The organism is Propionispira arboris (assembly GCF_900109225.1).
In the GTDB taxonomy this organism is placed as follows: Bacteria; Bacillota; Negativicutes; order Selenomonadales; family Selenomonadaceae; genus Propionispira; species Propionispira arboris.
Map to the genome: position 1 here is coordinate 132,737 of NZ_FNZK01000003.1, position 24,657 is coordinate 157,393.

General features: G+C 36.6%; 21 protein-coding genes. 10 read left to right on the plus strand and 11 right to left on the minus strand.

Annotated features, from left to right (window positions below; genetic code table 11):
• Window positions 1–11: 11 nt before the first annotated feature.
• The 5 genes from BMY14_RS04205 (at window position 12) to BMY14_RS04225 (ending at window position 7,351) form a co-directional block, all read left to right on the plus strand.
• Window positions 12–1,295: a globin-coupled sensor protein gene (locus tag BMY14_RS04205; protein WP_091829489.1), complete on the plus strand. Its 1,284-nt coding sequence runs from the start codon at window positions 12–14 to the stop codon at window positions 1,293–1,295.
• A gap of 117 nt (window positions 1,296–1,412) precedes the next feature.
• Window positions 1,413–1,604 carry a YwbE family protein gene (locus BMY14_RS04210; RefSeq protein WP_019553121.1) on the plus strand — a complete coding sequence of 64 codons (192 nt, stop codon included), beginning with the start codon at window positions 1,413–1,415 and terminating at the stop codon, window positions 1,602–1,604.
• A gap of 78 nt (window positions 1,605–1,682) precedes the next feature.
• Window positions 1,683–2,789, plus strand: coding sequence for a carboxylesterase family protein (locus BMY14_RS04215; RefSeq protein ID WP_091829492.1), 1,107 nt, complete (start codon window positions 1,683–1,685; stop codon window positions 2,787–2,789).
• Between the two features lie 124 nt (window positions 2,790–2,913).
• Window positions 2,914–6,276: a GAF domain-containing hybrid sensor histidine kinase/response regulator gene (locus tag BMY14_RS04220; protein WP_091829494.1), complete on the plus strand. Its 3,363-nt coding sequence runs from the start codon at window positions 2,914–2,916 to the stop codon at window positions 6,274–6,276.
• Window positions 6,263–7,351 carry a response regulator gene (locus BMY14_RS04225; protein ID WP_245741276.1) on the plus strand — a complete coding sequence of 363 codons (1,089 nt, stop codon included), beginning with the start codon at window positions 6,263–6,265 and terminating at the stop codon, window positions 7,349–7,351. The genes BMY14_RS04220 and BMY14_RS04225 overlap by 14 nt, the downstream gene beginning before the upstream one ends.
• 84 nt (window positions 7,352–7,435) lie before the next feature.
• Here BMY14_RS04225 and BMY14_RS04230 read toward each other — a convergent pair whose 3' ends face one another.
• Window positions 7,436–7,864 carry a GNAT family N-acetyltransferase gene (locus BMY14_RS04230; RefSeq protein WP_091829498.1) on the minus strand — a complete coding sequence of 143 codons (429 nt, stop codon included), beginning with the start codon at window positions 7,862–7,864 and terminating at the stop codon, window positions 7,436–7,438.
• Between the two features lie 218 nt (window positions 7,865–8,082).
• On the opposite strand from BMY14_RS04230, the gene BMY14_RS04235 reads away from it, so the two are divergent.
• Window positions 8,083–8,295 (plus strand): DUF1653 domain-containing protein, encoded by a 213-nt coding sequence (locus tag BMY14_RS04235; RefSeq protein ID WP_091829500.1) that lies wholly within the window; start codon window positions 8,083–8,085, stop codon window positions 8,293–8,295.
• Window positions 8,296–8,298: 3 nt separating this feature from the next.
• On the opposite strand, the gene BMY14_RS04240 is transcribed toward BMY14_RS04235, so the two are convergent.
• The 4 genes from BMY14_RS04240 to BMY14_RS04255 form a co-directional block, all read right to left on the minus strand.
• On the minus strand, window positions 8,299–8,832 hold the full coding sequence (locus BMY14_RS04240) for a nitroreductase family protein (protein WP_091829502.1): 534 nt from the start codon (window positions 8,830–8,832) through the stop codon (window positions 8,299–8,301).
• Window positions 8,833–8,863: 31 nt separating this feature from the next.
• Window positions 8,864–9,841, minus strand: coding sequence for a site-specific integrase (locus tag BMY14_RS04245; RefSeq protein WP_091829504.1), 978 nt, complete (start codon window positions 9,839–9,841; stop codon window positions 8,864–8,866).
• A gap of 390 nt (window positions 9,842–10,231) precedes the next feature.
• Complete coding sequence (gene fabV, locus BMY14_RS04250) at window positions 10,232–11,422, minus strand: enoyl-ACP reductase FabV (RefSeq protein WP_091829506.1); 1,191 nt, start codon at window positions 11,420–11,422, stop codon at window positions 10,232–10,234.
• Window positions 11,423–11,603: 181 nt separating this feature from the next.
• Window positions 11,604–13,046, minus strand: coding sequence for a sodium:solute symporter family protein (locus tag BMY14_RS04255; protein ID WP_091829508.1), 1,443 nt, complete (start codon window positions 13,044–13,046; stop codon window positions 11,604–11,606).
• Between the two features lie 197 nt (window positions 13,047–13,243).
• Here BMY14_RS04255 and lexA point away from each other — a divergent pair, with 197 nt between their 5' ends.
• Window positions 13,244–13,861 (plus strand): transcriptional repressor LexA, encoded by a 618-nt coding sequence (lexA, locus tag BMY14_RS04260; RefSeq protein ID WP_091829510.1) that lies wholly within the window; start codon window positions 13,244–13,246, stop codon window positions 13,859–13,861.
• A gap of 65 nt (window positions 13,862–13,926) precedes the next feature.
• Here lexA and BMY14_RS04265 read toward each other — a convergent pair whose 3' ends face one another.
• The 3 genes from BMY14_RS04265 to BMY14_RS04275 are packed head-to-tail and all read right to left on the minus strand — an operon-like array spanning window position 13,927 to window position 18,040.
• On the minus strand, window positions 13,927–15,168 hold the full coding sequence (locus BMY14_RS04265; RefSeq protein WP_091829512.1) for a methionine gamma-lyase family protein: 1,242 nt from the start codon (window positions 15,166–15,168) through the stop codon (window positions 13,927–13,929).
• 2 nt (window positions 15,169–15,170) lie between these two features.
• Window positions 15,171–16,982, minus strand: a complete 1,812-nt coding sequence (hflX, locus tag BMY14_RS04270) for a GTPase HflX (RefSeq protein WP_091829514.1) — start codon at window positions 16,980–16,982, stop codon at window positions 15,171–15,173.
• Between the two features lie 56 nt (window positions 16,983–17,038).
• Complete coding sequence (locus BMY14_RS04275) at window positions 17,039–18,040, minus strand: nucleoid-associated protein (protein WP_091829516.1); 1,002 nt, start codon at window positions 18,038–18,040, stop codon at window positions 17,039–17,041.
• A gap of 236 nt (window positions 18,041–18,276) precedes the next feature.
• Here BMY14_RS04275 and BMY14_RS04280 point away from each other — a divergent pair, with 236 nt between their 5' ends.
• Together BMY14_RS04280 and BMY14_RS04285 are read left to right on the plus strand one after the other, a co-directional pair.
• Window positions 18,277–18,951, plus strand: coding sequence for a hypothetical protein (locus tag BMY14_RS04280; protein WP_091829518.1), 675 nt, complete (start codon window positions 18,277–18,279; stop codon window positions 18,949–18,951).
• Between the two features lie 444 nt (window positions 18,952–19,395).
• Complete coding sequence (locus BMY14_RS04285) at window positions 19,396–20,538, plus strand: tyrosine-type recombinase/integrase (RefSeq protein WP_177177475.1); 1,143 nt, start codon at window positions 19,396–19,398, stop codon at window positions 20,536–20,538.
• A 413-nt stretch (window positions 20,539–20,951) separates the two neighbouring features.
• Here BMY14_RS04285 and BMY14_RS04290 read toward each other — a convergent pair whose 3' ends face one another.
• Window positions 20,952–21,371 (minus strand): hypothetical protein, encoded by a 420-nt coding sequence (locus BMY14_RS04290; RefSeq protein WP_019553138.1) that lies wholly within the window; start codon window positions 21,369–21,371, stop codon window positions 20,952–20,954.
• A 229-nt stretch (window positions 21,372–21,600) separates the two neighbouring features.
• Between BMY14_RS04290 and BMY14_RS04295 the strand changes: the two genes are divergently transcribed.
• Entirely contained in the window at window positions 21,601–22,110 is a 510-nt protein-coding gene (locus BMY14_RS04295) for a hypothetical protein (protein WP_091829522.1), read from the plus strand.
• 52 nt (window positions 22,111–22,162) lie between these two features.
• Here the strand turns inward: BMY14_RS04295 and BMY14_RS04300 are convergent, their stop codons facing one another.
• Together BMY14_RS04300 and rpsO are read right to left on the minus strand one after the other, a co-directional pair.
• The gene (locus BMY14_RS04300) at window positions 22,163–24,232 is read right to left on the minus strand and encodes a polyribonucleotide nucleotidyltransferase (RefSeq protein WP_091829524.1); all 2,070 of its coding nucleotides are present in this window, start codon (window positions 24,230–24,232) and stop codon (window positions 22,163–22,165) included.
• 128 nt (window positions 24,233–24,360) lie between these two features.
• Window positions 24,361–24,627 (minus strand): 30S ribosomal protein S15, encoded by a 267-nt coding sequence (rpsO, locus tag BMY14_RS04305; RefSeq protein WP_019553141.1) that lies wholly within the window; start codon window positions 24,625–24,627, stop codon window positions 24,361–24,363.
• Between the last annotated feature and the right edge of the window lie 30 nt (window positions 24,628–24,657).

Consider the following 24,657-nt stretch of genomic DNA (forward strand, 5'->3'; position numbering starts at 1 on the left):
GGGGGATCCTTATGTTTTTTACGAAAAATAAAACAAATGTTTCATCAGGAAGTTATACGGTAAAGGATCGAATTGCGAAAGAAATGCTGCAAATGGATAATGAATCTTTAGGATATTTAGGAGAACTGAAAACGATCATTGATCAAAATTTGGATTCGATTACCGACGATTTTTATACGAAATTGTTGAAAGTAGGCGAAATCGAGAAATTTATCAATAAATATTCATCGATTGATAAATTAAAAATGACATTTCGTGATTTTTTGCCATTGCTGTATGAGATACATATTACACCAGAACATATGGATAAAATTTATAAAATCGGCCAGGTTCATAATAGAATACAATTACCAGTTAGTTGGTTTCTACTCAGTGTTGGGGCTTTAAAACAAACGATTCTTCCCTATGTTTTTCAAGCTTATAAAAGTGATACAAATCATTTGTACAAAGTTATTATTGCCTTCAATCAAATTACCGACTATATGGAAGCGGTCGTGATGGAGGAATTTGTACAGCGTTATTCAAGTGCTTTAAAGGAAAAAATTGAGGTTGAAGAAAAATTATTGGAACAGCAAAAAGCGATTTTAGTTAACATCGAAGATTCTTCGCACACGCTGGCCGCAGCTGCAGAAGAAACAACTGCCTCCACGGAACAAATGGCGGAATCGGTTGGAAAAATAAAATTAGCTGCTACAGAAGTTAAAAATGAATCCAATCAAACCCGTTTGACCGCGATTGACGGAGAAAAATCGATTCATCAAACGGTTGCTGAACTTGAACTGCTTTCTTCAGCAACTACCGATGTCCAAAAGAAGATTGAAGTTTTAAATGTTACATCACAGTCAGTATTTAATATTATTGAAACCATTACGTCCATTGCCGCCCAAACCAATTTGTTGGCATTGAATGCTGCAATCGAAGCAGCACGAGCGGGGGATGTTGGTCGAGGGTTCGCTGTTGTAGCGGATGAAGTGCGGAAATTAGCGGAACAAAGTGCGGATTCCGCTCATCAAATTGCTGATTTAATTGAAAAAAATAGTGCTTCGACAAATGAGGTTGTTACGAGTATGACGGAACAAATTGCCATGATGGGGAAAGTTGGTGCCTCAGTAAAGATCAGCGCCAATCAGATGATGGAAATTTCAACTTCGACGGATAAAAATTATCAACATATTGATCATATTGATCATTCATTAGAAAATCTATCACAAACCGCCCAAGAAATTGAAAAAGCATCAGAAGATGTTACAAAATCAGCTACGGATTTAGCGGATATGTTTGCACAGCATTCGTAATGATTATTTCACCGCCTTTTAGTTAAGGCGGTTTTTTTCTTGCTGGACAGAGTCGATAATATCCTGTAATATAACAATATAGCTAGCAAGTGAACAATTGAAGGGAAGACTATTTATATGGATGGAACAATACGTAAACAGATAGCAATTGGTGCCAAGGTTCTTGTTGTGCAAAAACAAGATCAGCGCTCAGGTAAATTAACAGAAGGTGTTGTGCAGCGACTGCTTACAAATTCGCAAGTGCATCCGCGCGGCATCAAAGTGATGCTTGAGGGTGGTATCGTTGGTAGGGTACAAAAAATACAATAACTAAAAATAAACATTCAATTTTACGAATTGGATGTTTTTATTTTTACGGTAGAGATTTTATAAATAAAGGAGATTAGAATGTGCAAGAAATATCACGTGTTATTTAGTTTCATTTTATTTGTGATTGTAGTTTTATTTCCATTATATCCGGTTATGGCAGCAAAAGACACTACGACACAATTAGCAAATCTGAAAGTGTTCGTTACGGGTCAGAGCCAATTAAAACCTTCTTTTTCTAGTGCCCATCGAAGATACAGCCTTTTGGTTCAAAGTGATGTTACAACGGTTATGATTCAAGCCATAACCACATCACCAAATGATCGTTTGGAAATAAACCATATGAAGTCAGCTTCGAGTGATTTGTATACAGCAAAACTCCATTCAGGGAAGAATAAATTCGAAATAATGGTTACAAATCCAGCGGGTATAGCAAAAAAATATTCACTGCATATTGTTCGGGAAAATATACAACCGGTCGTGGATAAATTTTTGAAATATACCTATACGGATATGCAAACTGGGACCACAATGGAATATCGTTTATTTAAACCAGATCATTATAGTATGTTGAAATCTTATCCTCTGGTTTTGTTCTTACATGGAAGTGGTGAATGCGGCACAGATAATGAAGCACAATTGATCGCCAATCAGGGAGCAACAATTTGGGCTAAACCAGAAGAACAAGCGAAAAATCCGTGCTTTGTTTTAGCCCCGCAAGCTCGGTATACTTGGAACGACGATCCTGCATCCACACCTGCTAATCAGGCAGCTGATCTTGATATGGCGGTTAAAGTTTTACAGCGGGTTGTTGAAAGTTATCATATTGATAAAAATCGTTTATATGCGACTGGTGTATCAGATGGTGGTTCTGCTGTCTGGCGCCTGAATGAAGCTTATCCATCCTTGTTTGCGGCTATGGTTCCGATCTGCGGCGAAGGTGATCCAACGAAGGCTGACAAAATAGTTGGTAAACCAATTTGGGCGTTTCATGCTGAATCAGATCCTATTGTTTCTGTAGAAGGTTCGCGGGCAATGATTCAGGCTGTACGAGGTGCTGGTGGGGTACCTTTATATACAGAATATCCGAAAAATACCTATATATATCCAATTGCACATTATTCATGGATATTAGCCTATCAAGATCATAAAATGAGAAAATGGCTCTTTCAACAAATAAAAAAATAAGAAAAGGCTGTATCCAATGATACGGCTTTTTTTTTAGCTAACAGGAGTTTTCACATTAAACGGGAATAAAGAATACTAGATATAATGATGTTTTTACCATGAACTTAGCAGGGAGGAACTGTCAATGATGCCATTTGATTTTACGGATTTTTATGTAGTAGTTGCTTTGGTAATAGTAGCGATTTCCTTGCTTTTACTTTGGACACGTTCACTCAATAAAGCGGTACAGAGCCGGACTGCCGAATTACAGCAGTTAGAAAATATACAAGGTGCACGTGCCGAACGATTTCGTCTTTATTCTTGTCTTTTAGGTGAAATTATTCAGCTTGAATCGATTGATAATAGCGATACATTCACTTTAATTCGCGAAATTACACAATTAATTGGTGAAACTTTAGGGATTGAAAGAGTTTCCGTTTGGCAATATCAAGATAATGGTACACGTTTAGAATGTGCTGATTTTTTTGAAACAGAACAGAGAAAACACGATCCGCTGGCAATCTTTTCAGAAGATTTTTTTGCTGTTGTACGTGAATTACTGCAAAATAATCGCTATATTGCAGTGGATGATGTATTGACGGATTCTCGTATAGAAAAATATAAAGAAATTTATTTAGTCCCCCGTGGCATAACCTCTATTTTTATTTGCAATATTCTTTCTGGTGGACGAAAGTTAGGTGTTATTTGTCTGGCTCGTCAATATCAGCCTTATGTCTGGTCGGATGAAAAAATAAATTTTACGTTTCAAGTTGCAGATCATATTGGTTTAGCTATAGGCAACCAAGAACGGCTTAATCTCTTGCGGGCTTTGAAAAAAAATGAAGAAATTTTATTACGGGCACAGGCGGTATCGAAGACAGGGCATTTATATCTTAAATTTGAAACAGAAAATATTATTGGATCTGCGGAAGTTTATCAGATTTTTGGCATAATAGATTCAGCATTGCTGACCCCGGAAATCTTATTGGAACAAGTTCATCCAGCGGACCGGAGAAAGGTCGAACAAACTTGGCAGCGGGCAAGACAAGAAGAACAGGCTGTTTATACCAATCGTTATAGACTTTTAATTGATAGCCAAATCAAATGGGTTGAGGAGCGTGCCGAAGTCGAATATAATTTGATGGGACAGGCAGTCGATGTTCTAATTATTGTGCAAGATATTACCACAAAAGTAAAAACGGCACAGGAGTTGGAACATCATCGGCAAAATCTTGAAAAAATGATTGATATCCGGACGCAGGAATTGGAATCAGCAAAAATAGCTGCAGAAAAAGCTAATGCAGTCAAGTCCATGTTTTTGGCAAATATGAGCCATGAAATTCGTACACCGATGAATGCTATTATTGGTTTGGCTTATTTGGCGCTTAAGACAGATCTTACCGTGAAACAGCGTGATTATCTTGATAAAATTCATCGTGCCGGTAATTCTCTATTACAAATCATCAACGATATTTTGGATTTTTCCAAGATGGAAGCACAGAATTTGCCTTTAGAAAAAATCGATTTTTTTCTTGATGATGTCATACGAGGTGTCGTGGATGTTACCAGTGCAAAAGCTTACGATAAAGGACTGGAATTTCTTTACTATATTCCGCCAGATTTACCAGTTAGCTTAATAGGTGATCCACTGCGCTTAGGACAAGTCATTACAAATTTGGTAAACAATGCTTTAAAGTTTACGGCAAAAGGTGAAGTTGCAATCCGTGTCAAACAACTGCAGGAAACAGATGCTAGGATTCAACTGCAATTTACCATTCGTGATACAGGGATTGGGTTGTCATCGCAGGAAGTAGACAAGTTATTTCAGCCGTTTATCCAAGCGGATGGTTCCACTACACGTAAATATGGTGGGACAGGTCTTGGACTTTCTATTGTAAAACAACTCGTAGAACGCATGGAAGGCGATATACGAGTAATGAGCAAACCTGCTGTTGGGAGCAGCTTTATTTTTACAGCTTGGTTTGGCATTTCTGAGATCAAGCAAAAACAACAAAACCGTTTGCCAAAAGAGCTTAACCATTTACGTATTTTAGTAGTCGATGATAATCCCACTGCACGAGATATCTTATTTGAATATTTGACAGCAATGGAATTTTGTGTAGATACCGCTGCGAGTGGTGAAGAGGCAATTCAGCTCGTAGAAAATTTAAACGCCAAACCATATGGGGTTATTTTTATGGATTGGCAGATGCCCGGTGCTGATGGACTTCAGACGGCACAATCTATCAAGCTAAAAGTTAATAAAGGGATACCGCCGCCCATTGTAATGGTTACAGCATATGATCGAGAGGAATTGCGTGAAAAAGCAGCTCAGGCAGGGCTGGAAGGTGTTTTAATTAAGCCAGTTAGTCCTTCTATGCTGCTGAATACATTACTACAATTATTTTCAGCAAACAAAGATGGAAGTAGTCGACACAAACAACAAGAACAATCTTATGGTTTATGGGGGATGAAGGTTCTCCTGGCCGAAGATAATGTGATTAATCAACAAATTGCTATCGAATTAATGGAAAGTCAGGGGGTTCTTGTCGATGTAGCAGAAAATGGAAAAGAAGCCGTTGATAAGGTTTTGCATGAACATAAGTTATATGATGTTATACTCTTGGATTTACAAATGCCAGTTATGGATGGTTTTGAGGCGGCACGTGAAATTCGTAAAGTTGATCAAAAACTACCGCTTTTAGCATTTACTGCGCATGCGATGTCCGATCAGCGGGATCGCTGTTTGGCTATGGGGATGAATGGACATATTACAAAACCAATTGACCCACAGGTATTGTTTGCGACATTAAGCATATGGAAAAATCATCATGCTATTTCTCCAATCAATACAGATTTCAGTTTCCAAATTCCAAAAGAAAACCATATTTTGAATTTTGGAAAGACTGTCATTCAAGGAATTGACATAGTGGATGGTTTGCAGCGTGTATCCTATAACGAGGTTTTGTATCAACGGATTCTTGGGCAATTTATGAATGGTTATCGTACGGTTGACAAGCAGCTTTTCGATGCTTGGGACAATGGGGAAACTGACCTGGTTATCAGCCTTGCCCATACATTAAAGGGGATTGCTGGTAATATAGGTGCGGTGGCTCTGCAAAACACAGCAAGTCTAATTGAAAAAGGTCTACTACATCCTGATGTGCAAATTGAAACGATACAAAATCTTTTAGACCAATTTTCTGAAAACTTAGACGAAGTCATACAGAGTATAGACACTTATTTGAAAAGTCAACCAACAGGTAAAGCAGTACCTGCGACAATGGTAATGTCTATCCAGGAATGTCATGAAAAGTTACGGACTTTTTTGATGGATGCCGATAGTGAAGCGATTGCTTTTTTTGCTTCTGTTAAAGGAATATTCTTGGAAAAGCATAATCGTGATTTAGTTAAATCACTTGATAAAGCACTGAATATGTTTGATTTTGATGCGGCACTCAATTTACTAAAAATTTTTGAGGCAAAAGGTGAAGATGATGAAAAATGATGAAAAACCAGTTATTTTAGTTGTGGATGATACACCCTTAAATTTAGCAATTGTTAGTGATTTACTGCGAAACATCTATAAGGTAAAAGTTGCAATTAATGGAGAAAGAGCTCTATCCGTCGCAATGCTCGATCCACCTGATTTAATTTTATTAGATGTAATGATGCCTGTTCTGGATGGATATGAAACATGTCGGCGCTTAAAAGAGGATGAAAACTTAAAAGATATACCAATCATTTTTTTGACAGCCAAAAATACAGTAAATGATGAAGAAAAAGGATTTTCATTAGGAGCCGTTGATTACATTTTCAAGCCAATCAGTCCCCCTATTTTATTAGCTCGAATTAAAACACACTTAATGTTGAAACAAGCTAGAGATTTTCTTATTGACAAAAATATTTATTTACAAGCTGAAATCGCAAGACGGGTCAGTGAAATCAATATGATACAGGAGGTCAGTATTGCAGCGATGGCCTCATTGGCGGAAACTCGTGATAATGAAACTGGTGGACATATCAGGCGAACGCAATATTATATTAATGAATTGGCTTTAGATATGCGTCAACATGAGCTGTTAAAAGACGTGCTTTCAATAGAAAACATCCAATTGCTCGTAAAATCTGCGCCGCTGCATGATATTGGAAAAATTGGCATACCAGACTATATATTACTTAAACCTGGTAAATTGACCGTTGAAGAATTTGAAATCATGAAAACACATACTACTTTGGGGCGAAATGCAATTATTCGCGCGGAAGAAATGCAAGAACAGCCTGATACATTTTTACGCTTTGCTAAAGAAATTGCCTATTCTCATCATGAAAAATGGAATGGCAGTGGTTATCCGCAAGGGCTAGCCGGCGAAGCAATACCGATATCAGGCCGTCTGATGGCGGTGGCAGATGTATATGATGCTTTGATTAGTAAGCGGGTCTATAAGGAGGCAATGCCTCACGCTGCCGCTGTGGAGCTGATTTACAAAGACATGGGCACGCATTTTGATCCTACAGTCGTAGAATCTTTTTTGCGGATAGAAAAACGTTTTTTAGAAATTAGTGATCAATATGCCGATTAAGCACGATGCTATAATAAATGAAAGCACACTAAAAAACAGCTTTTCATGCATACATAAAACATGAGAAGCTGTTTTTTTATGGAATTAATATTCTTTGCGGAAACCTCGTACATCATTGATAAAGCCTACACTTTTGTAAAATTCATGAGTTGCCACCCGAAAGGCGGTAGATACAAAAATGGCACATGATGCATGATTTTTTTTAGCAAATTCATCCAATTTAAAAAACAAATTACTGCCAATGCCCATTCTTCGCGAATTTTGTTTTACCACAACGGAGTCAATGAATAAAATAGGTTTGCCGCCACTATAAAGAGAATTCATAATGAACCCACAAGCGGAACCAATTATTTCGTTATTTTCTTTGGCAGTTAAAAGTAAATAATTAGGGTTTTTAGCGATTTTTCTATAAAATTCATCGGCGCTGTCGAGTGAGTTTTCAAAGGGGGTCAATTCTTTATATAATTCTACTAATTGAGGGACGTCTTGTTTGTCAAATTTTTCAATGATCATAGTTAAACCTTCTTTATAAAGTATAGTTTAGCCAAGCAAAATTTAAATTTTCATAGTTTAGGCTGGATAAAAACTTTGTACATGTGATACAATAAATACCTTATAAAATTATTCGTTGCTTATATAATAGAGTATATAAGCAATAAAAACAAGAAAAACGTGAATTATATAAAAATAATTTTTACAGACTACATAATAAGAAAAAGAAGGGTATTGGTATGGATATTCAAACAGGAATTTACAGGCATTACAAAGGTAAGGAATATCGGGTTCTATTTATAGCCAAACATAGTGAAACAGTAGAGGAAATGGTTGTGTATCAGGCATTATATGGGGAGTTTGGGTATTGGGTACGACCCAAAAAAATGTTTGTGGAATCAGTGAATGTTGGCGGGCAGCTTATGCCGCGTTTTCAGTATATAAAAGCATAAATATTATAACCAATTTATAATATTTTTTGACAATTCTCTTCTTTTGGATTTCAATTCTTGTTTTTTCGGATGTCCAACAGCGATAAGGGCAAGTAAATCAAATTCGGCAGAAACATTCAGGAATTCTTTTACTTTCATTTCCTGCGTTATGATTTCACTGACCCAGCAAGTTCCAAGACCAATTTCATGAGCTGCAAGCATCATGTTTTGTACAGCTGCACCGATTGCCTGCATATGTTTACTATAAACCTTATCGGTACTGTTTTCAGGATTTTTCAAGACAGTGCTGTCGAAAAAAACAGCAATCAAGCAGGGTGCATGTTTAAGCCAAGGGTCACAACTGGTTAATGCTGCTAGTTTATGGATCAGCTCTGTATTATTCGCTATTACGGAAAACCTCCAAGGCTGCAAGTTTTTGCCGGAAGGGGCCCAGCTTGCAGCTGTCAGTATTTTTGCAACATCACTCAACTTCACTTTTTCCAAAGTATACGAGCGAATACTTCTTCGATTCAATATAGCGGACATTATTGGACTCATATTCATTACCTCACTTTAAATCTGATGAACATTAAAACATCTTATTTAGAGCATTATTTTTAAACATATTGCCTTGTTCAATGTAGCGGCGTACCATTTTTTCGGATTTATGGCGTGTCTGCTGCATGATGGAACGTTCATCAACATCATGTTGAGCTGCGCTGGTTGCAAAACCACGTCGTAAGCTGTGTCCGGAAAAGTCAGCAGCATTTAAACCGGCCAGGCCAATATATTTTTTTACGATGAGTGCGACAGACTGATTCGTTAAACGCTGATTGCGTAGTTGTTTATTCTTAGTTAAAGGACGAAAGAGCGGACCAGATTTTAATTGAGAAAATTCAAGCCAGTATTTTAAAGAAGCTACGGCACAGAGCGTAGGGGAGGTGCTATAGGGGATTGCAACATACTGCCCTTGCCCTTCCTGATCTCCTTTAGATTTTGTAAGTAAAATGATGACACCTTCATTGGTGAAGGTTAAATCTTCAATATCGATACCAACAAGTTCTGAACGACGAAAGGCTCCCATAAATCCAGTCAATAAAAGAGCTTTATCGCGAATACCAGCGATATCGGTTGTATCAAAAAAAGCAACCATATTTTCTAGATCTTCCATTAGAACTGGTGATTTACCACGCTGCATGGTTCCTTTTTCTCGCTTTATAGCATCAAGAGCATTGCGGACAAGTCCGCTGCGACAAGGATTATTATCAAGATAACTGGCGGCTTTATGATTTTCAGAAATAGCACTTAAACGACGGGATACAGTATTTGCTTTGGCATTATCGGCTAAATCGTTAATGTAATTGACGATAGTTTCTGGCTCTGCTGGCAAAGCCTGTAATTTGGCATGGGCACACCAGTCATAGAAGTCAAGCCAGTCCGATTCATAAGCACGCAACGTATTATCCGCTTTTGATTTTTGCAAACGTTTTTTACTTTTTAGCGAAAGTTTACAATTATTTTCAATCAAATTATTTTTACGTAAAAGAAATTTTTTATCATCATTCATGTAAAACGGGCTCCTTAAATTCATAATCAAATTTGTCTTAATTTTACAATTTCAGTATTAACTAGTGATAACTATAAATTATCGTTAGTTATAAATAAGCATTTATTAAATTATTTATAATCTGATTATATTCATTTTCATCGTACTTGTAAACACCATGCTATTTATCATAATTAAATGCTTATTTTCTTCTTGCCCATTTTGTTCATAAAAGTGCTATAATTAAGATATTGATTCATTGAATATTGTCTTTTTTATCTCTACGATTGAGCCGTAGAGATTCTTTTTTGATCGAAGACAAACATTCACTGTTTCAGTAAAGTGAGGCTCCATGATGGATAGGTTTTTCATCATGGAGCCTCACTTTTATCTACTACTTATCACGTAACTTTATTCATTGATGCTAGGAATTTTTTTTAATGAAGGTATGTCCTTTTCATAATCAACACCAGCAAAACCGAAGCCAAACAAACGGAAAAAATCATTTCGGTATTCATCAACAGCCGAAATAGCTGTTAAATTTTCAGTAGAGGTTTGTTCCCACAATTTTTTTACCGTTTGTTGTACCTCTGGTTTCATTTCCCAGTCATCGAGTCGGATTCGATCTTTGGCGTCGAGTGTTGGTGTTGTTCCATATAATTGAGTGTGGAATAACCGATAGATTTGTTCAATGCAATGTTCATGTAAGCCTTTTTCTTTCATGACTTTAAATAATAAGGACATATATAGTGACATGCCTGGAATTGCTGTACTGGCTTGCGTAACGACTGCCTTATTGACAGAAATAAAAGCTCGCCCACCGTCTTTATGTAAGAGCCCATTGATTTTTTGAGCAGAACTTTCTAAGCTTTCTTTGGCTTTACCGATTGTTCCATCACGATAAATTGGATGCGTAACTTCAGGACCGATATAGGAATAACTGATAACAGTAGCTTCTTTCGCTAAAACGTTGCCATCTTGGAGGGCTTGTACCCACATTTCCCAATCTTCGCCCCCCATTACGCCTACGGCTTGCCGCACTTCGTCATCCGTTGCAGGAGCGACTGTAATATCAGAGACAAGTTCTTTATGAAAATCAATATTTTTACTAGTGAAAGATTCTCCGATTGGTTTAATGGAAGAAACAAGTGTTTCACCACTGACCGGATGCGTACGTCTAGGCGATGCCAGACTATACACTACTAAATCAACACTGCCCCAGTCTTTTTTGATTAAATCAATCACGCGATTTTTAATGTCAGTTGAAAAAGCATCCCCATTAATGCTTTTTGCATAATAACCAGCATCGATAGCATTTTCTTCAAAAGCGGCACTGTTATACCAACCTGCTGTAGCTGTTTTATTACCACCAGGCGGTTTTTCAAAAAACACACCAATAGTAGCTGCTCCACAGTTAAATGTAGAGACAATTCTTGAAGCTAAACCATAACCGGTAGATGCGCCGATGACAAGTACATGTTTAGGACCGTCTACGTGCGGTTGCTTTTTCACATAATCAATTTGCTCGTTTACCGATGCGGCACAACCATCAGGATGGGCTGTAGTACAGATAAAACCTTTAAATTTTGGTTTAATAATCACAAATATCTCTCTTTTCCTATAAATTAAATAAATTTTTTATTTTTTGTTTTATGCTAATTTATGGTACATATTTAAATGATACCACAAATATAGATCATTTGACTATATAATGCATTAAAGAAATTTAATATATCAGTCTGTCCAAAATGAAATATAGCATATTTAAGAAAAATTATATAGTTTATTTAGTTGGCGTCTCGGATATAATATTCTTACGCTTGGGCGCTGCATATAATAGACAAAACATAATAAGGATTGTAAACAAAATCCCGGTAGATTGTGCATTTAAGACCCATAGCCCCTTTCCGGCGTTGCCAAATTGTAAAAATACTGTAACGATAATTCCGCCGATTGCTGCAATAAAAGCAGATGTGGTACTCGCCCGCTTAGAGAAAAGCCCAAACAATAACGGACCGGTTAAAGACACAGACATCAATGCATAAAAAATAGATAATGCTGAAATAACATTCGGTAAAATCATAGCCATTCCTACGCCAATGATACCGGTTATAGCTGTAATAACACGTGTGCTCTTTAAAAGTTTTTCATCCGAAATACCGGGATTGATGAAGCTTTTATAAATGTCTTTCGTAAAAGACGTAGTAATCATATAAAGTACAGCATCTGCTGCACTTATTTCAGCTGAAAAAATAGCGGCCAGGGCAAATGCGGAAGCCCAAAAAGGCATACATTCTTTCATAACATAAGGTAGTGCTAAATCAGGTTGTGCTAAATCAGGGTTTATTGCGAAAGCAGCCATGCCTAAAATAACCGGAATTACAGCGAAAAACAACATTGCAATACCACATAAGCAGGTACTGCGACGAACAGTTTTTTCATCTTTTGCTCCATAAATTTTACCAATCAGTGCGGGTGATATGAAAAAGGATGGTGTAAGCATCAAGAAAAAACCCATAATAGCACTTGAGCCTAAGCCGGTCATACTGAAATAGTTATTTTCTTGCAAACTGCTGCCTAAATTTGCCGCAATTTTAGTTTCCAAGCCGCTCCAGCCACCGACAAAATGAAAGACAAAGGGTATAGCAATGCAGAAACCAATGAGTTTTACCAAAACTTCAATTATGTTTACATAAGCAGCTGATAATAACCCGCCGGCACAAAAATAGAGAACAATAACAATAGCTGCGATTAGAACACCGGTATTTTTGCTGATATCCGCCACCGTGGATAAAATCCAGGCAATCCCCATAAGTTGACCAGCAAAAATAGCAATGGTTCCAATTGCCATAAACAAAGATATAAGTCCGCGAAAATTTCGATTATATCGATACTCTAAAAAATCACCTAATGTATAAAAATTATACTTTTTAGCTAAACGCCAAATGGCAGGGCCGATGATAAATGCTAAAAAAAACGTACCAATTGCTGATGCAATAATCCACCAGGCTGCAGAAAGCCCCGATTTAAAGCCAAGACCAGCCACGCCTACGGTTGAACCCGCACCAATATTTGGGGCAATAAGCGTTATAAACAAAAGCAGTGAACCAAAGTTTCGGCCACCGACAAAAAAATCATCCGTTGTTTTCACTTTTTTTGACATAATTGTCCCAATTAAAATTAACACAAGTGAATAAAGTGCAATTACGATAATATAACCATTCATTCAAGCTGCACACTCCTTTTTCTATCATTAAAATTTCATCACTATATGATAATCTTGTTTTTCATAAATGTAAAGGAAAATAGGAAATGAATGATTGTAAAAAAATTTCCATAAACTAAGAACGAACGTTTGCAATCAATGCGATCTGTGCTATAATAATACTAACTTGTATGTTTGATGAATCGGGAGTGATTATAATGAATCATGACGTTGTGCTAAACGACCGTCAGCAAAAAATATTGCAATTTATAAAGTCCTTTCTATTAGAAAAAGGATATCCGCCTGCTGTGCGTGAAATTGGGAAAGCCGTAGGATTAAAATCGAGCTCAACGGTTCATGGTCACTTGGCAAAGTTAGAAGCTATGGGAATTATTAAAAGAGATCCAACCAAACCTCGGGCAATTGATATTTTAGAAGCAAAACCATGGTCAAAGACTATTTCCGTACCTTTAGTCGGTCAGGTCACAGCTGGTATTCCTATTTTGGCTGAGGAAAACATTGAGGATGTTTTTTCATTTCCACAAGGATTACTAGGAACACAGGACAAAACGTTTATGTTAAGAGTACAAGGTGAAAGCATGATTAATGCTGGTATCTTTGATGGTGATTATATCATGGTTCGCGAGCAGGATACCGCCAATGATAATGATGTGGTTGTAGCCCTGATTGATAATGAAAATGCTACAGTAAAACGATTTTTCAAGGAAAAAGATTGCATTCGGCTTCAACCGGAAAATGATACAATGGAACCTTTTTATGAAAAAAATGTTTCTATTCTCGGAAAAGTGATCGGCGTCTATCGGCAGATGAATTGATTTATAAAAGAGCGATTGCCCCAGATTGGAGTTCATCCTGTCTGAGACAATCGCTCTTTTTATGTTTATTGCAAATCTTCAATTGCTTGAGCAGCACCCATTATGCCAATTATTGCATGTTCGAACGTTAATGCGCCTTGCAGGTAAACGATATAAGGTTCTCTCATTGGTCCATCCGCGCTCAGCTCAATCGAAGCACCCTGGACAAACGTACCAGCTGCCATGATGACTTGATCTGTATATCCTGGCATATCCCACGGCTCAGGCGTTACATAAGAATCTACAGGAGAGTATTTTTGTAAGCCCTGACAAAAAGCAATTAAACGCTCTTTGGTTCCAAGCTCAATGGCCTGAATGATATCACCACGATCATCTTGCGGGCGTGGCAATGTCATATAGCCAAGTTTCGTAAAGAGTACGGAAGCGAAAATCGCCCCTTTTACGGCTTGTGCCACAACATGTGGTGCTAAAAACAAGCCTTGGAACAGCAAACGGTTATTGGCTAAAGATGCACCCAGCTCATCCCCCATTCCTGGTGCCGTTAAACGATAGGAAGCAAGTTTTACCAGATTATCTTTGCCAACAATATAACCACCAGTTGGAGCAATGCCGCCACCTGGATTTTTGATAAGCGACCCAGCCATGATATCTGCCCCGACTTGTGTTGGTTCCAACGTATCAACAAATTCACCATAGCAGTTGTCGATAAAACAGATACAATCTTTTTTTATTTTTTTTACGTAAGTACATATGTCTTTGATTTCTTGAATCGTAAGTGGTGAACGCATACTATAACCACGAGAGCGTTGAATTAATACTACCTTGGTGGTTGGTTTTATCTTAGTGCCTACCCGTTCTAAGTCTACTTTCCCATTTAACATTGGCACTTCATCGTAAAGAATCCCGAATTCCTTAAGTGAACCGGAACTTGGTTGTTCATAACCGATTACGGTCTGCATAGTATCATATGGCTTGCCAGTGATGGAAAGCAATTCATCACCCGGCCTTAAAATACCAAATAAAACAGTTGCTAGTGCATGTGTTCCGGAGACGAATTGCGTACGCACCAAAGCTCGTTCTGCACCAAAAATTTCCGCATAAAGTTCTTCTAATTTCGTTCGGCCGATATCGTCATAGGCATAACCGGAAGTTGTATTAAAATGAATGTCGGAAACTTTTGTTTTACGCATAGCTTCCAATACTTTTAAGGTATTTTCCTCAGAGATTTCTTCGATTGTTTTAAAATATGGAGCGCACTCCTTTAGCGCCGCTACTTTCATTTGAAGGATTTTATTTGTAAATGGCATAATTAAATAGTAGTCTCCTCTAACATATATTTCTTGAATTTATTAATTTCCTCACGAGGAACCGATGCTTTTATCAGTGTTCCAGCTTCGTTGTACTGGGTAGATTGTACCATGGCGATTTCATGTAATAAGGTGATGGCACTACCTTCGTCATATGGTATTAATAATTCTAAATTGACATTTTTCCCAGCAAAATATTCTTCGATTTTTGTTTTTAATAAATCGAGATTCATATTTTGTTTAGCTGATATTCCAATACTGTCAGGGGTTGTTAACATGGTTTTTAATGTATCGTCATCATTTAGGTTATCGATTTTATTGAATACATTGAGCGTTGGTTTATCCGCTGTTTTTAATTCTCGCAAGACGGTAACAACTGAATCCATTTGCTGTTTGTAATTGATTTGGCTGCTGTCAATTACATGCAGTAATAGATCAGCACTTTGTACTTCTTCTAAAGTAGCTCTAAAGGCAGAAACCAAATGATGTGGTAGCTTCTGAATAAAACCAACGGTATCCGTAATGAGAACTTTTTGGTTTGTACTGAGTGTCACCTGCCTGGTTGTTGGATCTAATGTTGCAAAGAGCTTATCTTCAGCAAAAACATCGGAGCCAGTCAAGGCATTTAGCAGTGTTGATTTGCCCGAATTGGTATAACCGACAAGTGCTACGGTGGATATATTGGAAGACTCTCTATTTTCACGATGCAGCTGACGCTGCTTTTTAATCGCTTCAATTTGTTTTTCAATATCATTAATCTTTGAACGAATATGGCGTCGGTCGACTTCCATTTTCGTTTCTCCAGGGCCTCTGGTGCCGATACCTCCGCCAAGTCTTGATAAAACAAGCCCCTGTCCACTGATTCGTGGCAGTGCATAGCGTAACTGGGCCAGTTCAACTTGAAGTTTTCCTTCGTGTGATCTAGCTCTTTGAGCAAAAATATCAAGGATTAAAGCCGTTCGGTCGAGAACTTTAATGCCAAGCATCAATTCGATATTGCGTTGCTGTGATGGTGACAATTCATCATCGAATACAATCATGTTCGCATTCGTTTCTTGAATCAACATCGATATTTCTTGAATTTTTCCTTTGCCAAAAAATAAAGCCATATCAGGACGATCTTTTTTTTGGGTAACAGTAGCAACGATTTTTGCTCCAGCGGTTTCAGCTAATTGTTCAAGTTCTTTTAATGAATCTTCAATTGTCCAGGTACTTTTGGAGTTTGCAAGATCAATTCCTGCCAGGATAGTCCGCTCTTCATCATCTATTGTCATTAGAGCATTATGTTTAGCAAGTTGTTTATCAATGAGCATCGTCAAATAGGTTAGATTAATTTGGTGGATTTCCGTCAGACTGGTTGGACCTAATCCTTGCAGCTGCGGCACATCATCTTCGTCATACTCGCCGGTGAAAAAAGCAATACTGGCCAGCATATCGGATCCCTGTTGTCCAATGGCTACCATTGCGTCAAAACGCATACGACGCAATGAGGATAAATCAGGTTGACTAAGCCTTGTATCACCGCTTGGATGCGTGTGAATGCAGCGAATGCCAGAAAGCCGTAGTGTTGAGGTCCGTTCTTTTATTTCCGGCAGACTGATGGTCGATGTATCACCAATCGCGACTTGCATGACTTTTCCCTGGCGGTTTATATAAACTGCCACTTCACGATTAATCATTTGTGTTATTTCAAGCATTTTTTCGTTGATTTCATTAGTAGATATTTGACCAAGCGGTATCTGTAAATCATAAATAGCGTTTAATTGATCTAAAATATATTTTTTAATACCTTTTGTATCGCCATGTACTTCCAAAAAAACACCTCCTCATTAAATTTTATTTTTGTAAATGTTTTGCATCGATTAAGGTATTACGATTTATTCGTTACATTTAAAATACGTTTTAAGGTAATAGACAAAGTTCCATCCGGATTATTATTGAATTCAACAAAATCGGTATTATTAAAATAATCAAGTGGAATCGTAAGTTCTATGCCTGTATCTGTTTTTAGTTTATGGTTTCGCAGTCGCTTTAATGTAGCTTCTTGTTCCACTTCGACTCGCTCTGGCAAACCAGCCTCTTGGATTTGTTCCATATAAGACGCCTGCATGGATGGATTCGATTTGAATATTTCGCGACCTATTTCTTTTGGTTCAACGTTCGGTGAATCTTGTATTGTTTCGGTAATAAACGATTTTACCGCTGTTGCCGCTACGATATCATCCTGACCATATTCATCAGCAACTTTTTTAGCGATTTTACTAACAAGACTGATTGTTTCCTTTGGTGAAACACTTTGGCTGCATTCCAGAAGAACTTCAGGAAAAATACTGACTTTATTACCATCCATTACGTATTTTTTATCAACAAAAATTATTGCATCATCGGCTGTATTGATAAAAGAAAATTCGTCGATTTTTTGGGATAAATTCGGCATAATAGCATAATGATTGATAATATCATTTTTTACACCTTCATCCGTTTGGATTACCTGGTGTATAAAGCCCATATGGTTATTGCATTTAAAAACTACAATTTTGCGCTCGTCATCAATTGTGATATCACATACCAGAATATCAGCGGAATCAAGCTGTTCAGAATGTGATATTGCGGTATAAACCGTTTTGACAATATACTTGGAAAAATCAATAAACGTATTTTCTTCTTTTAAATACAAATGAAGTTGCTCTTTAAATGTACTATCCTCGTAAAAAGTTCCTTTTTTGGCATTTTGATCGGCATACGATTTCTCAATATGTTTCAATAAGAAGGTTTCAACGCTATTTTCGACTAATAATTCTTGATCTGAAAAAACGGTGAGACCAGAATTAAAATCTAAAATATGCAAAATTGCCCTATGGATAATAATCAACGCAAATCCCCTCTCTTTATTTTAGTATGAATGGTTGTTTCGGTACGCTTTAAAGCAGACATACTCTTAATTATATCATATATAATGCGATTTTTTGATTACTTTTTTTGTAATGACGTGGATAGAGAAAATAACCGCTGTTTATTTTTTAAAATATTAGATGCGTTATGGTTGGTTTTTTAGTATAATAAAAAGCAGTTTGATGTAAATAAATTGTAATCGAGGATGATGGATCTATGAAATGTAAGTATTGTGGAACGGACCTTGCCCCTAAAGAAACCCTTTGCCACCATTGCGGCCGTTATTTAGGCGATCTGGAACAAGCTGCGAAAAGCCATAAAAAAAGAACGATGTATATCGGATTTGGTATTATTATTATTGCACTTATTTTTGTTTTTACGACCTTTGGCGGCAATTTGATGACTCAAAAACAAACGAACGAAACGTTAGCCAAGCAAGCGGCAAATGCAGCGCCCAATTTAGGTTTGACGTTTAAAAAATTTAAAGAGCAATTTAATGATAGTGAATATACAAAAAAGTTTGCTCTTTCTTTGGGTGATGTTAATGATAAAGGGGATGATTTCCAATACGCATTGAATCCAAATTTACTGATAAGTGGTGCGATCGATAAGACAACACGGAAATTAATTCATGTGCAGATTATGGCGCAGCCATCATCACAGGACGATCTAATAAAATTTGTGACATCCATGGGAGTTGTGATTGATATCATGAGCCCAGACGTTCCCCGTAATAAACGCAAGGACATTTTAAATGAACTTGGTTTTGGTGAAGGCGCGGATATTCGTCAGGCTGACAATGACTCGATTCGCGGCGATAAAAAATATCATTTTAAATATATAGAAAAAACTGGTTTTGTATTTTCAGTTATGAATGCAAATGCAAAATAATGAAAAGAGATATCATTTTAACATTGATATCTCTTTTTCATAGGGAAAATACTTCCCTTCATAATTTGTCGACAGCCTCAACCACTTTTTGAATTGAAGCATGGTCTTTCAAAAAATGTTTTTAACGAAGAGGAAAAATAACGATTCGAATCGAAAATAATAAAGCATGCAAGTTTTTTGAAACTATTTATTTTATGTATGGAAAATGTAAAATTTCAATGATTTTCAATATTTTTTTATATATTAATTATAGAAAATACGACTTTATATATATTTATTTTAATTATAGTAAATCAAAATAAATTAAATTATATATACTTAATTATATTTTTGTATATATAATTTATACATAATCTGCGATATGTAAATTATGCTCTTCTTTTCTAAACTAACAAACAAAAGATGTTCTTACAAATATTATTACGGTGTAAAGGATTGATTGAAATGTCTTTTGGGCATATCAGAAAACGTGGGAAAAAGTGGTACTATTCATTTGAATTATCAACGGTTGATGGCAAAAGAAAACGGGTTGAGCGTGTTGCAGGCACGACAAAAAAAGATGCCGAAAAGGCCTTGCACAAAGCATTATACGAGATGGATTTAAATGGTATATTTCGGACATCAAGTGAAATATCATTTGCAGATTTTTTGGACCGTTGGATCAAGCAATACAGTATCAATCTTGCCTATAATACACAAAAAACCTATATAAAAATCATTGAAAATCACTTAAAACCATCATTGGGCGCTTATAAATTGAAATATTTACAGCCAGAAGTACTGCAGGATTTTATCAATTCCAAAAAAATAAATGGTTATAAAAAAAGTACTGTTTCACAGATTTTTGCGGTACTTTCCATTGCGCTCGCGTATGCAGTTCAACCTTTGCAGTATATAAAAGAAGACCCAACAAGATATATAAAATTGCCAAAATTTGATATAGAAATAAAAGAAGATATACAGCGTAAAATGAAAACTTTGACAGATACAGAACTCACTACCATCCAAAATAATTTCAAAAATAGCATTTTTTACATACCGATAATGATTGCGTATCTATCTGGTGTACGTGTGGGTGAGTGTTTAGCACTAGAGTGGACCAGGATCGATTTTGAGGCAAATGTTTTAAAAATCAGGGAAACTTTGCTAGATACAAAAAGTGGTGAAAGCCGCCGTAATGGACCACCAAAAAGCAAGGCTAGTGTACGCGATATCCCTTTCGGACCTACGTTGCGGTCTATTTTAAAAGAAGAAAAGATGAATCAAGTCAAAAATAAACTTAAATACGGGAAATTTTATATAAAATCCGGCCAAGTGTGTGTGAAAGAAAATGGCGAACCCCTCTCGCATAATGATATACGTTATTTATCTATTTTATGCAAAAAGAAACTGGGAATAACTTTTAATTTCCATATGCTGCGTCATACGCATGCGACGATGCTGTTGGAAAATGGTGCCGACATGCTGGATATATCAAAACGACTCGGACATAAGAACTTGGCAACTACTACTGATATTTATGCGCATGTACGTAAAAAGATGCAGGATCGAACTGTCTCTATTTTAGAGCAAATTGTGAATCAATAATTAAAATTCAGTTGGCAAAGCGTAGGCAAAATTACCACTACAGCTCCTTTTATGACTAATTTAAAGGGATTTTTAGATAAAAATTCGATAATAGTTAATTATCGGTAATTCATTTCACTCTATCCACTTTGAAAAAACACCGTTAAAAAATCGCGTGTAATTCGTTTTAAGATATGCTTAATTGAAATGCATAGATTTATATTCGTACCATAAAATATAAGTCTTAAAACGAGTTTTGAAAGGCTATTTTCTTCTCGGTAGTAATTAAAAATTACACCTCTCTATTTTAGCCTATTTAAAAAGTGGTTGAGGCAGTCAATCTTTTATACAATATATTTAATTTTTTATAAATAAAAAAGACGCCGCTGCTTATGCAGCGTGTCGTCTTTTTATTTGAAGTAATTTAATTTTTATTATAATAACTTACTCAGAAGTGCTAGCGACAGTGAATCTAAAAATGAACTTTGTTTGTCTTTTACTAAAGTTTTTAAATCCGTTTTTTGTTTTTCGTATACTTTTGTGGTTTGCGTAACTTTTTCCATTAAAGAGGTTAAGGCACTTGTTTGTTTTGTGATACTTTTCATTTGATTTTTCAGCGAATTAAGCTGCGTTGTGGTTGTTTTCAATTGTGTTACCAGTAGCTTGATTTGACTGAGTGAGCTCAAATCTTCAGTACTGTCACTAAGTCCTGCTAAAGATTCGGATGAAGCATCTATGCTGTCTTGAAAAGCATTCAGTTGTTGATCGATACTATCACTAGATGAACAGGAAGCTTGCGGAGTTGGCAAGAAAAAAAATAAGATAATTCCGATTCCAATTAATTTTTTAATCATAATTGTCACCTCCATCTTTCTATATATTAATTTCTACAAGTCTGCTGAATTACCTGCTAAAAATTAATAATATTTTATTCATACTAAGCTAAAAGGGAAAGATGTTATTTTATGTAAAATAGTAGTACAATAGTATCAATGAATCTATTTCAAGTTATCTAAAGTTACAAAACAAGACTAACTACATTAAAACCACATGTGGATAACATATAAAAGGAGGAAAATTTATTTGAATAAATTAAGAACACTTACATTCTTCTGCATTTTCTTTATCGTCATGACTAATGTTGTTTTTGCGGCAGATCGCTGGCAGTGGATTGCTTCAAACGATTCAGTAGATTTTTTCATTGATATGAATACGATTAAATCTGTAATGGATGACCCCCATTCAGATAAAAGTAAGATTTACACTTGGGTTAAATCGCAAACTACGGCAGGTGGTATGCAATCTCTTACAAAAATTCTGCAAGATAGTGATCTCGATGAAGATGTTCTTGCTGATATAAAAAACGTTGCATATCGCATGTCTTATGTAGAGTGTGATTTAGAAAAGAGACAAATTCGAACCGTATTTTCACAGTTATTCCATGCCGACGCTACACCCGTTGAAAATACGATAAAAAAAACACCAGATGCTGAGTGGCTGCCGATAATCCCTGATACAAGAAGTGAAATGATTTTTAACGGTATACAACGTTATATATCAAATTATACCGATTCACTCCAGCAGAATATGTAAATTTTTAAATAAAAAAGTCCTAAGAACTTAAGTTCCAGGACTTTTTTGTCTGTTATAAAGTTGCTTTGTGTGATAAATTCACACGACCTTGTCGATCAATTTCGGTAACTTTTACATCAATTTCATCGCCAACACTAACGACATCTTCTACTTTTTCAACGCGTTCTTTCGCAAGCTGAGAAATATGGCAAAGGCCTTCTTTACCTGGCATTACTTCGATAAATGCACCAAAGTTCATCAAGCGAGTAACCTTACCTTTATAGATGGCTCCAACTTCAACTTCACGTACAATGTCTTCAATAATAGCAACTGCTTTTTTTGAGCTTTCAATATCAACAGCCGAAATAAAGATTGTACCGCTATCCTGGATATCGATTTGTACGCCTGTTTCATCAATAATTTTTTTGATTGTTTTTCCGCCTGGTCCAATGACATCGCGGATTTTATCAGGATTAATTTTAATCGTTGTTACGCGTGGTGCATATGGGGAAAGTTCTTCGCTTGGTTTATCGATAACTTCCAACATTTTATCTAAGATAAATGCACGACCACGTTTTGCTTGTGATAAGGCCGAAGCAAGAATTTCACGCGTAATACCAGCAATTTTTATATCCATTTGAATTGCTGTTACGCCTTCCGTTGTACCTGCTACTTTAAAGTCCATATCGCCTAAGGCGTCTTCCATGCCTTGTATATCGGTTAAAATTGTATATTGATCAGCATCCTTGACAAGTCCCATTGCAATACCAGATACTGGACGTTTGATTGGTACACCAGCATTCATCAAAGATAAAGTACTGCCGCAAACACTGCCCATTGAGCTGGAACCATTCGATTCTAATACTTCAGATACAAGTCTCAATGTATACGGAAATTCTTCAAGTGTTGGTAAAACAGGAACGAGAGCTCTTTCTGCCAGGGCGCCATGTCCAATTTCACGACGACCAGGACCACGTGAAGGTTTTGCTTCCCCTACACTGTAACCTGGGAAGTTGTAGTGATGGATATAGTGTTTCGATTCATCACTGCCAATGCCATCAATAATTTGTTCATCACCAAGTGATCCTAATGTGCTGATTGTCAGAATTTGTGTCTGTCCACGTGTGAAAAGACCAGAACCATGGGTACGTGGCAGTATACCAATTTCGCAGCTTACAGGACGAACTTCATCTACTTCACGGCCATCTGGGCGAATCTTTTCATGGGTAATCATCTTACGCACGGTTTCTTTAACAATTTTATGAAGTACATATTGAATCTGTTTTGCATTTTCAGGATACATTTCAAGGAAATATTCCAGTGCATCGGTTTTGACAGCAGCAATATGTTCATCACGAAGATGTTTATCGGGATTACGTACAGCAACATCCAATTTATCCGTAACTTGCTTACGAATAGCCTGTTCAAGTTCTTCTTCCACTTTGAATAATTGTACTTCACGTTTTTCTTTACCACATTCAACAGCAATTTTTTTCTGGAATTCTACAATTTCCTTAATCGCTTCATGGCCAAACATGATTGCATCTAAGATTACTTCTTCTGACAATTCATTCGCCCCTGCTTCAACCATCATAACAGCATCTGCGGAACCAGCGATTGTAAGGTGTAAATCAGATTGTTTTGTTTGTTCAATGTTTGGATTGATGATGAACTGACCATCAACATGACCAACTTTGACACCGGCAATCGGACCATTAAAAGGAATATCTGACACGCATAAAGCACAAGATGCGCCAATCATAGCAGCGATATCGGATGGATTGTTCTGATCAACAGATAATACCGTAGCGACAATCTGTACATCATTTCTGAATCCTTCAGCAAACAAAGGACGAATTGGACGGTCAATCAAACGGCTGCAGAGTATGGACGATTCGCTTGGACGTCCTTCTCTTTTAATAAAGCCACCAGGGATTTTACCTACAGAATATAATTTTTCTTCATAATCCACGGTTAATGGAAAAAAGTCAACACCTTCTCTTGGTGCCGATGAAGCTGTTACAGCAACTAAAACAACTGTATCACCATAACGAACTAATACAGAACCATTGGCTTGTTTAGCCATTTTACCATTCTCAATAATGAAAGAACGGCCACCTAATTGCATCTCAAAACTATGCATTTAATTTCCTCCTACTACTTTTCCTAGCTATTTTTATTTATTGTAAATTGAAATTTTAGGGAAATCATCTTATATAGTTCATTTTTACACGAAAACATAAGAAAAAAGCGGGAATACTCCCGCTTCTATTACTTACGAAGATTTAATTTTGCAAGAATTGCACGATAACGGTCAATTGCATTGTTATGAAGATAATTCAATAATCTTCTGCGATGTCCAACCATTTTTAAAAGACCACGACGTGAATGATGATCCTTTTTATGTTCTTTCAAATGTTCAGTCAAATAAGTAATACGTGCAGTCAAAATTGCAATCTGCACTTCGGATGAACCTGTATCACCTTCATGCACAGCGTGAAGTTCAATGATTTCTTGTTTCTTTTCTTGTGTTAACATAGTATAAAAATACCTCCTGTTTTGTAATTC

Coding starts and splice junctions, on each gene's coding strand:
- BMY14_RS04205 (WP_091829489.1), top strand. CDS start 12: ATGTTTTTTACGAAAAATAAAACAAATGTTTCATCAGGAAGTTATACG.
- BMY14_RS04210 (WP_019553121.1), top strand. CDS start 1,413: ATGGATGGAACAATACGTAAACAGATAGCAATTGGTGCCAAGGTTCTT.
- BMY14_RS04215 (WP_091829492.1), top strand. CDS start 1,683: ATGTGCAAGAAATATCACGTGTTATTTAGTTTCATTTTATTTGTGATT.
- BMY14_RS04220 (WP_091829494.1), top strand. CDS start 2,914: ATGATGCCATTTGATTTTACGGATTTTTATGTAGTAGTTGCTTTGGTA.
- BMY14_RS04225 (WP_245741276.1), top strand. CDS start 6,263: ATGATGAAAAATGATGAAAAACCAGTTATTTTAGTTGTGGATGATACA.
- BMY14_RS04230 (WP_091829498.1), bottom strand. CDS start 7,864: ATGATCATTGAAAAATTTGACAAACAAGACGTCCCTCAATTAGTAGAA.
- BMY14_RS04235 (WP_091829500.1), top strand. CDS start 8,083: ATGGATATTCAAACAGGAATTTACAGGCATTACAAAGGTAAGGAATAT.
- BMY14_RS04240 (WP_091829502.1), bottom strand. CDS start 8,832: ATGAGTCCAATAATGTCCGCTATATTGAATCGAAGAAGTATTCGCTCG.
- BMY14_RS04245 (WP_091829504.1), bottom strand. CDS start 9,841: ATGAATGATGATAAAAAATTTCTTTTACGTAAAAATAATTTGATTGAA.
- BMY14_RS04255 (WP_091829508.1), bottom strand. CDS start 13,046: ATGAATGGTTATATTATCGTAATTGCACTTTATTCACTTGTGTTAATT.
- lexA (WP_091829510.1), top strand. CDS start 13,244: ATGAATCATGACGTTGTGCTAAACGACCGTCAGCAAAAAATATTGCAA.
- BMY14_RS04265 (WP_091829512.1), bottom strand. CDS start 15,168: ATGCCATTTACAAATAAAATCCTTCAAATGAAAGTAGCGGCGCTAAAG.
- BMY14_RS04280 (WP_091829518.1), top strand. CDS start 18,277: ATGAAATGTAAGTATTGTGGAACGGACCTTGCCCCTAAAGAAACCCTT.
- BMY14_RS04285 (WP_177177475.1), top strand. CDS start 19,396: ATGTCTTTTGGGCATATCAGAAAACGTGGGAAAAAGTGGTACTATTCA.
- BMY14_RS04290 (WP_019553138.1), bottom strand. CDS start 21,371: ATGATTAAAAAATTAATTGGAATCGGAATTATCTTATTTTTTTTCTTG.
- BMY14_RS04300 (WP_091829524.1), bottom strand. CDS start 24,232: ATGCATAGTTTTGAGATGCAATTAGGTGGCCGTTCTTTCATTATTGAG.
- rpsO (WP_019553141.1), bottom strand. CDS start 24,627: ATGTTAACACAAGAAAAGAAACAAGAAATCATTGAACTTCACGCTGTG.